Annotated in this window: 13 protein-coding genes; 12 read left to right on the forward strand and 1 reads right to left on the reverse strand. The window is 68.3% G+C overall.

The window, feature by feature from the left end:
• Positions 1–8: 8 nt before the first annotated feature.
• Positions 9–512 (reverse strand): hypothetical protein, encoded by a 504-nt coding sequence (locus tag QZ670_RS00700; protein WP_294250530.1) that lies wholly within the window; start codon positions 510–512, stop codon positions 9–11.
• 194 nt (positions 513–706) lie between these two features.
• Between QZ670_RS00700 and QZ670_RS00705 the strand changes: the two genes are divergently transcribed.
• The 12 genes from QZ670_RS00705 to murD form a co-directional block, all read left to right on the forward strand.
• A complete protein-coding gene (locus QZ670_RS00705) occupies positions 707–1,342 on the forward strand; it encodes a PEPxxWA-CTERM sorting domain-containing protein (RefSeq protein ID WP_294250533.1) in 636 nt (211 codons plus the stop codon).
• 70 nt (positions 1,343–1,412) lie between these two features.
• Complete coding sequence (locus QZ670_RS00710) at positions 1,413–1,742, forward strand: DUF962 domain-containing protein (RefSeq protein WP_294250536.1); 330 nt, start codon at positions 1,413–1,415, stop codon at positions 1,740–1,742.
• 46 nt (positions 1,743–1,788) lie between these two features.
• Positions 1,789–2,769 carry a cysteine synthase A gene (locus QZ670_RS00715; protein ID WP_294250539.1) on the forward strand — a complete coding sequence of 327 codons (981 nt, stop codon included), beginning with the start codon at positions 1,789–1,791 and terminating at the stop codon, positions 2,767–2,769.
• Positions 2,770–2,866: 97 nt separating this feature from the next.
• The gene (locus tag QZ670_RS00720) at positions 2,867–3,154 is read left to right on the forward strand and encodes a hypothetical protein (RefSeq protein ID WP_294250542.1); all 288 of its coding nucleotides are present in this window, start codon (positions 2,867–2,869) and stop codon (positions 3,152–3,154) included.
• A 490-nt stretch (positions 3,155–3,644) separates the two neighbouring features.
• Positions 3,645–4,127 carry a division/cell wall cluster transcriptional repressor MraZ gene (locus tag QZ670_RS00725; protein ID WP_121078307.1) on the forward strand — a complete coding sequence of 161 codons (483 nt, stop codon included), beginning with the start codon at positions 3,645–3,647 and terminating at the stop codon, positions 4,125–4,127.
• On the forward strand, positions 4,124–5,071 hold the full coding sequence (rsmH, locus tag QZ670_RS00730; RefSeq protein WP_294250548.1) for a 16S rRNA (cytosine(1402)-N(4))-methyltransferase RsmH: 948 nt from the start codon (positions 4,124–4,126) through the stop codon (positions 5,069–5,071). Before QZ670_RS00725 ends, rsmH begins: the two co-directional genes overlap by 4 nt.
• On the forward strand, positions 5,071–5,772 hold the full coding sequence (locus QZ670_RS00735) for a hypothetical protein (RefSeq protein ID WP_294250551.1): 702 nt from the start codon (positions 5,071–5,073) through the stop codon (positions 5,770–5,772). Before rsmH ends, QZ670_RS00735 begins: the two co-directional genes overlap by 1 nt.
• A complete protein-coding gene (locus QZ670_RS00740) occupies positions 5,769–7,472 on the forward strand; it encodes a penicillin-binding protein 2 (RefSeq protein ID WP_294250555.1) in 1,704 nt (567 codons plus the stop codon). Before QZ670_RS00735 ends, QZ670_RS00740 begins: the two co-directional genes overlap by 4 nt.
• Positions 7,469–8,884: a UDP-N-acetylmuramoyl-L-alanyl-D-glutamate--2,6-diaminopimelate ligase gene (locus QZ670_RS00745; protein WP_294250558.1), complete on the forward strand. Its 1,416-nt coding sequence runs from the start codon at positions 7,469–7,471 to the stop codon at positions 8,882–8,884. Before QZ670_RS00740 ends, QZ670_RS00745 begins: the two co-directional genes overlap by 4 nt.
• Before the next feature lie 127 nt (positions 8,885–9,011).
• Positions 9,012–10,397: a UDP-N-acetylmuramoyl-tripeptide--D-alanyl-D-alanine ligase gene (gene murF / locus QZ670_RS00750; protein ID WP_294250560.1), complete on the forward strand. Its 1,386-nt coding sequence runs from the start codon at positions 9,012–9,014 to the stop codon at positions 10,395–10,397.
• Complete coding sequence (mraY, locus tag QZ670_RS00755) at positions 10,385–11,458, forward strand: phospho-N-acetylmuramoyl-pentapeptide-transferase (RefSeq protein WP_294250563.1); 1,074 nt, start codon at positions 10,385–10,387, stop codon at positions 11,456–11,458. The genes murF and mraY overlap by 13 nt, the downstream gene beginning before the upstream one ends.
• Positions 11,455–12,748: UDP-N-acetylmuramoyl-L-alanine--D-glutamate ligase (gene murD, locus QZ670_RS00760; RefSeq protein ID WP_294250566.1), on the forward strand; the 1,294-nt coding region annotated here is incomplete at its 3' end. The genes mraY and murD, both read left to right, overlap by 4 nt.

A 12,748-nucleotide genomic window follows, 5' to 3' on the forward strand; every position in this document is an offset into this window, starting at 1 on the left:
GCGCCGCGTCAAGCGTCCGGATCGCCCGGGCCGTCGGGGCCGCCGTCGAGATCGCCGACGCATTGCAGCTCGGGCTCGGTCTTTGCCTGACGCGCCAGATCGCGTGACAGACCGGTGATGCCTGGGATCAGCGTGTCGGGCGCCAGGTCATAGCCCTGGATGAGGCGGACTGCCCAGGCATAATGGCGCGCGCCGGCCTCGCAGCTGTCGCTGCCGCCGTCGCTTACGCCCCACACCTTGCGCCAGCGATCCGTGCCCCTCTGCTCGAGCAGCGCCTCGAAGTCACCGACCTCGCCGCTGCCCTGGACATAGGCGAGCGCACGCTGGCCCTGATGGAAAACCTTGAAGGTGCGGAAGGTGAAGCGCGCCTCGGGCCGATCGTCGCCGTGGTGGAGCACTTTCACGATCGCGCTGCGCTCGGCGCTGCCGGGCGGCGGCGTGTAAAGGCCGGGCGCGGCGGCAGTCAGCAGCAGGGCGAGGGCGGGCAGGGCCAGGGTGCACGAGCGAATCATGGGCCGGCCTTTAGCAGCAATCCCGCGACGGATGTGCAAACGATGCCCTCCCAGCTTCACCGTATTTCGCGCACCGCATGGCTTCACTTTCAAGAAAAAGCTTCGTGATTTCCGTGTCTTTCGCGCAATTGTTGTCGCGGGCGACAGTGCTTCTCCGCAATGGCGAAGCCGGCCCTAGGATGAGGGGAAATGACATGCGCACGGCATTAATGGCGGCGGCACTCGGCCTGTTGATGGTTGGCAGTACCGCGCAGGCCGCACCGATCCTCTACAGCTTCTCCGGGCAGATCAGTGGTACGCTGAACGGGCAGGCCTTCAGCTTGAGCGACTATGTCCTGTCGCTCGCGACCGATACCGACACCGTGTTCCAGCCGCGGCCCGGCTTCCGGCCCAGCCTGTACAATTCGGGGCCGGCGACGCTGTCCTTCACCATCAACGGCGTCTCGGGGACCTTCGCGACCCAGTTCAACGCGTTCAGCGTGACGCTGGGCAGCGGTCCCAGCCAGCGCGCACTGGTCGGCTTCACCGAGGCCGAGCAGTTCGGCAACGACCTGATCGACGTGCGCGATTCCGGGCTGTTGGGCTATGATCTGAAGACCGGCATCACCTCCGCGTCGAACCTGCCGATCGACTTCCTCAATTTCGGCACGGCGTTCCAGACCAGTGCCGGCACGCTGATCTTCTCGAACGATGACGACGCCTCGGCGCGGTTCAGCGCCACATTATCGGCGGTGCCGGAGCCGGCCAGCTGGGCGATGCTGGTCCTCGGGTTCGGCATGCTGGGCGCGGCGCTCCGACACCGGACGCAGGTTCGCGTCCGCTTCGCTTGATCGCATAGCGGGCCGGGGCAGCGATGCGCCGGCCCTTCCCGCGATCATCGAAAGCGTTTATGCTCGCGCTATGGCCCGCACGATCACCCGCTATCGGGATTTCTGGCCCCATTATCTGCGCGAGCACGCCAAGCCCGCGACGCGCAGGCTGCATTATATCGGCACCGCGCTGACCTTCGTGGCCCTCGCCGCCGGGCTGGCGCTCAACACCTGGTGGCTGATCGCCATCCCGCTGGCCGGGTACGGCTTTGCCTGGGGCGCGCATTTTGGGGTCGAGCGTAACCGGCCGGCGACCTTCACCTATCCGCTCTGGTCGCTCGCCTCCGATTACCGGATGTTCTTCCTGTGGATCGGCGGGCGGCTGGGGCCGCATCTGAAGCAGGCCGGCGTCGCGCAATAGATAGCGTTGCTTGCGCGGGGGCCGGGCGCCCCCCTATCTAGCGGCCATGCACGTTTCCCAGAACACGCTCGCGCTGATCGGCAATACCCCGCTCGTCCGCCTGAACGGCCCCAGCAATGAGACCGGCTGCGACATCTTCGCCAAGTGCGAATTCGCCAATCCCGGCGCCTCGGTGAAGGACCGCGCCGCGCTCTACATCGTCAACGATGCCGAAGAGCGCGGGCTGCTCGCGCCCGGCGGCACGATCGTCGAGGGGACGGCGGGCAATACCGGTATCGGGCTGGCGCTGGTCGCCAATGCCAAGGGCTATCGCACGATCATCGTGATGCCCGAAACCCAGTCGCGCGAGAAGATGGACACGCTGCGCGCGCTGGGCGCCGAGCTGGTGCTGGTACCGGCGGCGCCCTATTCGAATCCCGGCCATTTCGTCCACACCAGCCGCCGCATTGCCGAGGAGACGCCGAACGCGATCTGGGCCAACCAGTTCGACAATACCGCCAACCGCAAAGCCCATATCTACGGTACGGCGGAGGAGATCTGGACGCAGATGGACGGCCGGATCGACGGCTTCACCTGCGCGGCGGGCACCGGCGGCACCATCGCCGGTGTGGGGCTCGGGCTGAAGGCCAAGGACGACAACGTCACCATCGCGCTCAGCGACCCGCATGGCGCGGCGCTCTACGAATATTATGCCTGTGGCGAGCTGCGCAGCGAAGGCTCGTCGGTTGCCGAGGGCATCGGCCAGGGGCGGATCACCGGCAATCTGGAAGGCGCGCCGATCGACACCCAGTTCCGCATCTCCGACGAAGAAGGCATGGTGTGGGTGCGCCGCTTGCTGAAGGAGGAAGGGCTGTGCCTCGGCCTGTCCTCGGGCATCAACGTCGCCGGCGCGGTGCGGCTCGCCCGGGCGCTGGGGCCGGGCAAGCGCGTCGCCACGATCCTGTGCGACACCGGCTTCCGCTACCTCTCGACGCTCTACAACGACGAATGGCTGGCGGCGAAGGGGCTCGCGGCGCCGGCCGCATGAGCCCCGCGCGGCGGCACCGCTCGACAAGCGCCCGCGGGCGCGTTACATTTATGCCACAGTCATGAAACTCGGCCCACCCCAGGATCACGCCCAGGCCATGCAGCGCATCCGCGTTGGCATGACCGGACTCGCGGTCGTCATCCTGCTGATGATGCTTGCCTTCGCGTTCTTCTCCTCGGTGAACCGCGAGGCGCCGGTGAGTGCGGCGGGTGCCTCCAACGCGTCGGTCGTCGCCAATCTGACCGGGGTCGACAATGTCGCCGCCGATCGCACCCGCGACGAACCGCTTGCCGAACTCGGCGTCGCGCCGAGCACCGACGATCCCGCGGCCGCGGCACAGGCGCGCGAACAGGCCCACCGCCAGGACGCCGCCGCGGGCAAATAAGCCGCGGGACTCGGGCGCCGCCGGGGAGGTGCCCCCACCGGATTCGCCGCACGGGGATCGCCGGGGAAATCGCCCCACTTTTTGGGGGAAGGGTGGGTCGACAGACCTCCGGACTTTCGATGAAGTTGTAAAAATGCCGCAGTTTCCGTTGTTTGCGGGAGCTGCATGTCAGTTTCGGCTCGGTTGAACTTGGTTCCCGGTGCCGGGGGCGATTTCCTGCGCATTAAGCATTTTTCCGGACCAGGGTCGCGTACCTCAGGGGTAAAGCATGAACAAAAAGGGACATTATCGCGAAAAGCGGTCAGCGGTGGCGATCAGTGGCTGAAATTCCCGTGCTGTCCCCATCTGTCCCGTTGTCTCCCGCCCTATAATGTGATTAAAAGGGCACACTAAAGGGGGGCACGAACCCTTTTTCCCGAACAGCACCAGCAGGAGCACGATTTCGCGTGATTCCGGCGGCGGGAGAGTCGTGCCCGGCTTGGGGTTTGGCGTGGCGGACAGGGAGCTCTTCGAAGGATTTGCGCTCCAGGCGGTCGACCAGAAGGGTCGCGTCGCCATACCCGCAGACCTGCGCGCTGCCGCCGAGCGCAATTCGGACGTCCGCCAGATCGTCGTCGGCGTGCATGCGGAGGATCCGTGCCTCTCCGCGCACGATACCGGCTGGTCGCGGACTAAGTATGAACGCATCGACAAGCTGGACCAGCAGGCGCTCGATCGTGGCGAGCAGCCCAGCGTGCGCCCCAAGCGCCGCGCTTTCGGCATGGTCGAAAAGGCGCCCTACGACGACAGCGGGCGGTTCGTGCTGCCGCCCTTCTTCCGCGCCAAGGCCAAGATCCAGAAATGGGCCTTCTTCGTCGGCAGCGGCGACACGTTCGACATCTGGGCGCCCGACGAACTGCTCGCGAGCGAGACCGCCGATCCCGAACTCAAGGAAATCTGCCTGTACCTGATGCAGCAAAAGGGGGCGATGTGACCGACGCGCCCCACATCCCCGTGCTGCTCGATGAAGTGCTGGACGCGCTCGCCATTGCGCCCGGCGAAACCCATGTCGACGGTACTTTCGGTGCCGGCGGCTATACGCGCGCCATGCTCGGTGCCGGTGCGAAGGTTGCGGCGTTCGACCGCGATCCGACGGCGATCGCCAATGGCGCGCGGCTGGTCGCGGAAAGCGACGGCAAGCTGACCCTCATCCATGCCCCGTTCAGCAGCATGGCGCAGGAACTGGAGGCTCGCGGGCTGGCGCCGGTGGACGGCGTCGTGCTCGATATCGGCGTTTCCTCGATGCAGCTCGACCAGGCCGAGCGCGGCTTCTCGTTCCAGCAGGACGGGCCACTCGACATGCGCATGGCGGGGGAGGGGATGAGCGCGGCCGATTGGCTCAACAGCGCCGACGAGGGCGAGATCGCCGATGTGCTGTTCCACTATGGCGAGGAACCGCGCGCGCGCCGCGTGGCGAAGTTCATCGTCGAGGCCCGGCCGCTGACCCGTACCTCGGAGCTGGCGGCGGTGGTGCGCCGCGCGCTCGGCCATCGCCCGCACGACAAGAAGGATCCCGCGACGCGGACCTTCCAGGCGGTGCGCATCCACATCAATCGCGAGCTCGACGAGTTGACCGACGTGCTGGTCGCTGCCGAGCGCGTGCTCAAGCCCGGCGGCCGGCTGGTGGTGGTGACCTTCCACAGCCTCGAGGACCGGCTGGTCAAGCGCTTCTTCCGTGAACGCAGCGGCAGCACGCCGGCGGGTTCGCGGCATCGCCCGGCGGTGGGTCCGCGGGCGGAACCGAGTTTTGAAACGCCCGCCAAGGCCGTGCGCCCTGGCGAGGCGGAGTTGGTGCGTAACCCACGCGCCCGATCGGCCACGCTGCGCGCCGCGCGGCGGACCGAGGCGGCGCCGTGGTCCGGTGAGGATAAGGTGTGATGGCTGTGTATGGCTTCAGGGGGCTTGGCTGGTTCCTGTGCGGCGTCATCGTTGCGCCGACCTGCTATATGGTGACGTCGCACGGCGCGGCGGAACGGGCGAAGTTGCGCGCGATGGACTCCGCCATCGTCCAGGCGCACAAGGACATCCGTGGCCTCGAAACCGAATTCGACACCCGCGCCAACATGGCCCAGATCGAGCGTTGGAACGGCGACGTGCTCGCGATGAACGCACCGCAGCCGCAGCAGTACCTGGCCAGCGCCAGCGGGCTGGCCGCGCTCGATCAGCCTGCCCAGGCAGCGTCCGGCGACGCCAAGGTGGAGACCGCCGCGCTCGTGATCCCGACTGGCCAGCGCCCGGTGGAAACGGCAGCGGCCGCCCAGCCGGTGGCGACGGCTGCGGCCGTGCCGGTCAAGGCGGTGGCATCCAAGCCGGTGGCGACGGCTTCGGCTGCGCCGGTCAAGGCTGTTGCGGCCAAGCCGGTGGCGACGGCTTCGGCGGCGCCGGTCAAGGCCGCGCCGGTCAAGTCGACCGTCGTGCGCGTGGCGCAGGCCGATACCAAGCCCGTGCAGGATCTCGACCGGCTGATCCGCAAGATCGACAAGTCCCGGCTGGCCCAGCCCGATCGCCCGCTGCTCAGCGCCGCGACGATCAGCGACCTGCGCCGGGTGGCGAAGCGCGAGCAAACGGCGCAGCGATGATCGTCGTCGTCGCCCCTCCCGCGCGTTCGCGGGGTTCGGGCGGGGGGCGCGAGGCGCTCGTCGCGGTGGCGCAGTTGCGCCTGATGATCCTCTCGATCCTGTTCGGGGCGGGCGTGCTGGCGATCCTCGTCAAGCTCGCCTTTCTGGCGTTGTCGGCCGGCCCCGCCAGCCCGCGCGACCTGTCCAACGCGCTGGTCCCGGCGCGCGGCGACATCGTCGATCGCAACGGCACGCCGCTCGCGCGCAGCATCGATGCCTGGACGATCGCGATCCACCCCAACCAGGTGATCGGCGACAAGGCGGCGCTGGCGCAGAAGCTCGCTGAACTGATGCCCGAGCGCAGCGAGCAGCAATATTACGCCCTGCTCAAGGCGGGCGGCGGCTTCGCCTTCCTCAAGCGGCGCGCGCTGCCCGAGCTGGTCAACCAGGTGAATGCGCTGGGCGAGCCGGCGATCGAGTTCCAGCGCGAGACCGACCGGCTCTATCCGCAGTCGGACATGGCCGCGCATGTGCTCGGCTATCTCGACGACAAGGGCCACGGCGTCACCGGGATGGAGAAGGTGCTGGAGGCGCGGCTCACCGATCCGGCGCAGCGCGGCAAGCCGGTGACGTTGTCGCTCGACGCGCGCGTGCAGGCGGCGCTGGAAAGCGAGCTGGGCCGCGCGATGGTGGACCTGCAGGCGCGCGGTGCCGCGGCGGTGGTGCTCGACGTGCACACCGGCGAAGTCGTCGCCATGGCCTCGCTGCCGAGCTTCAACCCGAACCAGCTGGGCGGGCCGCCGCCGCGCAACAACGTGACGCAGAGCGTCTACGAGCTCGGCTCCACCTTCAAGCCGATCGCGGTGGCGGCGGCGATCGATTCGGGCACGATCACCTCGATGTCGCGGCGCTTCGATGCGACCGCGCCGATGAAGGTCGGTCGCTTCACCATTCATGACGACCGCGGTGACGAGCAGTTCCGCTGGCTCAACATCCCGGAAACATTGATCTATTCGTCCAACATCGCGACGGCGCGGATCGCCGACGAGCTGGGCGCGGAGAAGATGCAGGACATGTTCCGCCGCTTCGGCTTCGACCAGCGGCCGAGCATCGAGATCGGTGCGGTTCGCCCGCTCTGGCCCGCGAACTGGGGGCGGATCACGGTGATGACCACCGCCTATGGCCATGGCATCGCGGTGACGCCGCTGCACCTTGCCGCCGCCTATGCCGCGATGGTCAATGGCGGCGTGTGGCACCCGGCGACGCTGATGAAGGTGGACGCCGAGCATCCGGTGCAGGGCCGCCGCGTGCTGCAGGAATCGACCAGCTACCGCATGCGCCAGCTGCTGCGGCTGATCGTGCTCAAGGGCACCGGCCGCAAGGGCGACGCGCCGGGCTATCGCGTTGCGGGCAAGACCGGCACGGCGGAGGCGGCGAGCGAGGGCGGCTACGACCATCACCGCAACGTCTCGACCTTCGCGGTGACTTTCCCCGTCGATGCGCCGCGCTATGTGGTGGTCGCCATGCTCGACTCGCCCAAGGCCAATGCCAATACGCCGCGCACCACCGCGGCCTGGACCGTCGCGCCGGTCGTCTCGCGCCTGATCGCGCGGACCGGCGCCCTTCTGGGCATCGCGCCCGACAACGCCAAGGACATCGACGAAAGCGAGCTGCTGCCGCTGGTCGATCGCTCCCCGGAGCCGAAAGCGAGCGCCGAATGAAACTGGGTCAACTTCTCGGCACCGCGGATGACGCGGTCGTCACCGGATTCGCGATCGATCATCGCAAGGTGGCGCCGGGCACGATTTTCGGCGCGTTCGAAGGCGCACGCGTGAACGGCGAGGACTTCATCGACGCGGCCGTGCAGGCGGGGGCGATCGCCGTGGTGGCGCGTCCTGAGGCCAAGGTGGCGGGCGCGCTGCACATCGCCGACGCCAATCCGCGGCAGCGTTTCGCGGGGCTCGCGGCGCAGTTCTTCGCGCCGTTCCCGGGGGTGACCGCCGCCGTCACCGGCACCAACGGCAAGACTTCCACCGTGGAGATGACCCGCCAGCTGTGGCGGATGGCGGGCTTTCACGCCGCCTCGATCGGCACGCTGGGGGTGACCACGGCGGACGAGCGCGTCTCGACCGGGCTGACCACGCCGGACATCGTGACGTTCCTGTCCAACGTCGCCGGGCTGGCCCGCGAGGGCGTGACGCATGTTGCCTTCGAGGCCTCGTCGCACGGGCTGTCGCAGTACCGGACCGAGGGGCTGCCGGTGCGCGCGGCGGCGTTCACCAATCTCAGCCGCGACCATCTCGACTATCACGGCGACATGGCGACCTATTTCACCGCCAAGCTGCGGCTCTTCGCCGAGGTGCTGGCCGAGGACGGCACCGCGGTGGTGTGGGCGGACGACCCCCATGCGCCGCAGGTCGAGGACCTGGCCCGGATGCGCGGCAACCGGCTGATCACGGTGGGCGAGCATGGCAAGACGCTGCGGCTCGTGTCGCGCACGCCCTCGCTGCTGGGCCAGACTCTGGAGATCGAGGCGGAAGACAAGCTCCACACCGTGCGCCTGCCGCTGATCGGCGCCTATCAGGCCGCGAACGCGCTGACCGCGGCGGGGCTGGTGATCGCGACCGGCGGCGATGTGGGCGACACGCTGGCCAATTGCGCGCGGCTGCAGCCGGTGCGCGGGCGGCTGGAGCGGGCGGTGATCGCCGCCAATGGCGCACCGGTCTATGTCGACTATGCCCATACGCCGGACGCGCTGGAGGCGGCGATCGCAGCGCTCAAGCCGCACACCGAGGGTCGGCTGATCCTGGTGTTCGGCGCGGGCGGCGATCGCGATCCGGGCAAGCGCGAACTGATGGGGCAGGTGGCCGCTGCGGGTGCAGACGTGGCGATCGTCACCGACGACAATCCGCGCACCGAGGACCCGGCCGAGATCCGCCGCGCGATCCTGAAGGGCGCGCCGGGGGCGACCGAAATCGGCGACCGCCGCGCCGCGATCGGGGCTGCGATCGCAATGGCTGCGCCGCACGACATCGTGCTGGTCGCCGGCAAGGGGCATGAGCAGGGGCAAATTGTCGGCGAGATGGTGCTGCCGTTCGACGACGTCGCTGTGGCGCGGGAGTGCGCGGCGTGAAGGGGCTTCTTCTTAAATCCCCCTCCCGCTTGCGGGAGGGGCTAGGGGAGGGGATGGCCGTTGCGTCTGTCCTGCACTCTTATTTTCAGCCCCTCCCCCGACCCCTCCCGCAAGCGGGAGGGGAGCGATGACTTCGATGCTTTGGACCTCTGAGGAAATCGCTGCCGCTACGCAGGGCACCGCCTCCGCTGATTTCACCGTCTCCGGCGTCGCCTTCGACTCCCGTGAAGTCGGCCCGGGCGACCTGTTCCTCGCGCTTAAGGGCGAGAGCACCGACGGGCATCGCTTCCTCGACCAGGCCTTCGCGCAGGGCGCGGCCGGTGCGGTAGTATCCGATCCAACCGACCATCCGAGCGTTCGCGTCGCCGACACCACCGCCGCGCTGAACGCGCTCGGCGCCGCCTCCCGCAAGCGCTCCTCGGCCAAGATCATCGGCGTCACCGGCTCGGTCGGCAAGACCGGCACCAAGGAGGCGCTGTTCGCCGCGCTCGACCGGATCGACCCGGGCTGCGCGCACCGATCGGTGAAGAGCTACAACAACCATACCGGCGTGCCGCTGAGCCTCGCCCGCATGCCGCGCGAGAGCCGCTACGGCGTGTTCGAGATGGGCATGAACCATGCCGGCGAGCTCGCGCAGCTCACCCGGCTGGTGCGCCCGCACGTGGCGATCGTCACCGCCATTGCCCCCGCACATCTCGGCTTCTTCGACAGCGTGGAAGCCATCGCCGACGCCAAGGGCGAGATCTTCCAGGGCCTCGGCGCGGGCGGCACCGCGATTGTGCCGTTCGACAGCCCCTATCGCGACCGGCTGCTCGACGCGGCGCGGCCCTATGCGACGCGGATCGTCACCTTCGGGCTCGGCGAGGGCGCCGATTATCGCGCTGTCGAGACGATGCGGGCGCGAAGCGGCGGCACTTTCGTGATGGCGCGTTTCGGCGACCGCGAACTCAGCTTCACCATTTCCCAGCCGGGCGAGCATTGGGTGTCCAACGCGATGGCGATCCTCGCCGCGGTCGATGCGGTGGGCGGCGACCTCGAAGTCGCGGGCCTGGCGCTGGCCGAGCTGGGCGGGCTTGCCGGGCGTGGCGCGCGGATGACCGTGCCGGTAGGCGACGGCACCGCGCTCGTCATCGACGAAAGCTACAACGCCAATCCCAGCTCGATGCGCGCGACGCTGAAGGTGCTCGCCGCCGAGGCGGGCCGCAAGATCGCGGTGCTGGGCGAGATGCGCGAGCTGGGCGTGCACGCGGATGCGCTCCACGCCGAACTGGCCGATCCGATCGCTGAGGCCGGGGTGAGCCGTGCCATTTTGGTGGGCGAGGCGATGGCGCCGCTCGCCGCCGCGCTTGAGGGGCGGCTGGATTTCGTCCATGTGGCCGATGCTGCGGCTGCGAAGGCCGCGCTTGAATCGATGCTCGCACCCGGCGACGCGGTTCTCATCAAAGGGTCGAACGGCGTGCGGCTGGCGACGATCGTCGCGGCGCTGGCGGAAAGGCAATCATGCTCTATCTGATCGCGGAGCAGCTGGGCTTCCCCGGCGTTCTCAATCTCTTCCGGTATCTCTCGTTCCGCACCGGCGGGGCGGTGGCGACCGCGTTGCTGCTGGGGCTGCTGATTGGGCCGAAGTTCATCGGCTGGCTGCGGCTGCGCCAGGGCAAGGGGCAGCCGATCCGCACCGACGGGCCGCAGAGCCACCTCGCCAAGCGCGGCACGCCGACGATGGGCGGGCTGATGATCCTGACCAGCCTCACGCTGGCGCTGCTGATCTGGATGGACCTGCGCAACGCCTATGTCTGGGCGTGCATGTTCGTGACGCTCGGCTTCGGCATGATCGGCTTCCTCGACGATTACGACAAGGTGCGGAAACAGAAGACCGCGGGCGTGTCGGGCAAGGTGCGGCTGATCGGCGAGTTCCTGATCGCCGGCGTGGCCAGCGCGATCATCATCTTTTCCGAGGGCAATACCCAGCTTTACGTGCCGTTCCTCAGCTGGGTGCATCCGGATCTCGGCTATTTCTACATCGCCTTCGCGGCGTTCACGATCGTGGCGTTCGGCAATGCGGTGAACCTCACCGACGGGCTCGACGGGCTGGCGACGATGCCGGTGGTGATCGCGGGCATGGCGTTCATGCTGATCGCCTATCTCGCCGGCAACAAGATCTACGCGACCTATCTGGGCATCCCGCACGTGCCCGGCGCGGGCGACCTCGCCATCTTCTGCGGCGCGATGATCGGGGCGGGGCTGGCTTTTCTGTGGTTCAATGCGCCGCCGGCGGCGGTGTTCATGGGCGATACCGGCAGCCTGGCGCTGGGCGGCGCGATCGGCACGATTGCCGTCACGACGCACCATGAGCTGGTGCTAGGCATCATCGGCGGCCTGTTCGTGATGGAAGCGCTGAGCGTCATCATCCAGGTGTTCTTCTTCAAGCGCACCGGCAAGCGGGTGTTCCGCATGGCGCCGATCCACCACCATTTCGAACAGCTCGGCTGGTCCGAGCCGACCGTGGTGATCCGCTTCTGGATCATCGCCTTCGTGCTGGCGCTTGCCGGTCTCGCGACGCTCAAGCTGCGGTGATCACCAGCCCCGCCTGGCGCGGCAAACGCTTCGCGGTGCTCGGGCTCGCACGCTCGGGCGCAGCGACCGTGCGCGCGCTGCTGGCGAGCGGGGCGGGGGTGCTGGCGTGGGATAGCGACGAGGCCAAGCGGCTCCAGATCCTCCCCGGCACGAGGAGGGGGACCACCGCCGAAGGCGGCGGTGGTGGGGGGGCTCCACGAGCGACGTCCCCTGTGGATGACCCCCTCCACCAGCCTGCGGCTGGTCCCCCTCCCCGTGCCGGGGAGGATCTTGCGTTCGCTGATCCACTGGAATCCGATCTTACCGGCTTCGCCGGCATGGTCGTCTCCCCCGGCGTGCCGCTCAACCGCCACCCGATCGCGCCGCATGCACGCGCGGCGGGCGTGCCGCTGATCGGTGATATCGAGCTGTTCGCGCAGGCGCGCGCCGTTCTGCCGGCGCACCGGGTGGTCGGCATCACCGGCACCAACGGCAAGTCGACCACCACCGCTCTCGTCCATCACATCCTGAAGACGGCGGGCGTGCCGACCCTGATGGGCGGCAATATCGGCTTGCCGATCCTGGGACAGGAGCCTCTGCCCGAGGGTGGGGTCTATGTGCTGGAGCTGTCCAGCTATCAGATCGACCTGACGCAGAGCTTGGATTGCGACGTTGCGGTGCTGCTCAACATCACACCCGATCATCTCGACCGTTATGACGGCTTTGCGAGCTATTCTGCGTCCAAGGCGCGGTTGTTTGCGATGCAGTCGGCTGGCCAGGTCGCGGTGGTCGGCACAGGTGACGAAGCCTCGGCCAATATCGCGCAGGGGCTCGCTGGGCGGACCGACGATCTTGTACCGATCGCACCGGACGCGATTGACCAGAGCCACTGGCCCGCGCTGCAAGGTCCGCATAATGCTCAGAATGCGCGGGCGGCGATCGCTGTCGCTCGCGCGCTGGGTATCGGCGAGGATGCGATCGAAGCGGGTCTGTGTACCTACACCAGCTTGCCGCACCGGATGCAGCAAGTCGCGGTCCGGAACGGCGTGGCGTTCGTCAACGACTCCAAGGCGACCAACCCGGAGTCGACCGCCCCCGCACTGGCGGCTTTCCCCCGCGTCCATTGGATCGTCGGCGGCAAGCGCAAGGGCGACGATCTCGACGCCTGCGCCGCGCATCTCACCCATGTCGTCGCGGCCTATACGATCGGCGAGGCCGCCCCGCTGTTCTTCGACCTGTTGAAGGATAAGGTCCCCGTGGTCGAGCAGTCGGGCACGCTGGAAGCAGCCGTTGCCCATGCCGCCGCCGCCG

It is taken from the genome of uncultured Sphingomonas sp., assembly GCF_913774285.1.
GTDB lineage: Bacteria > Pseudomonadota > Alphaproteobacteria > Sphingomonadales > Sphingomonadaceae > Sphingomonas.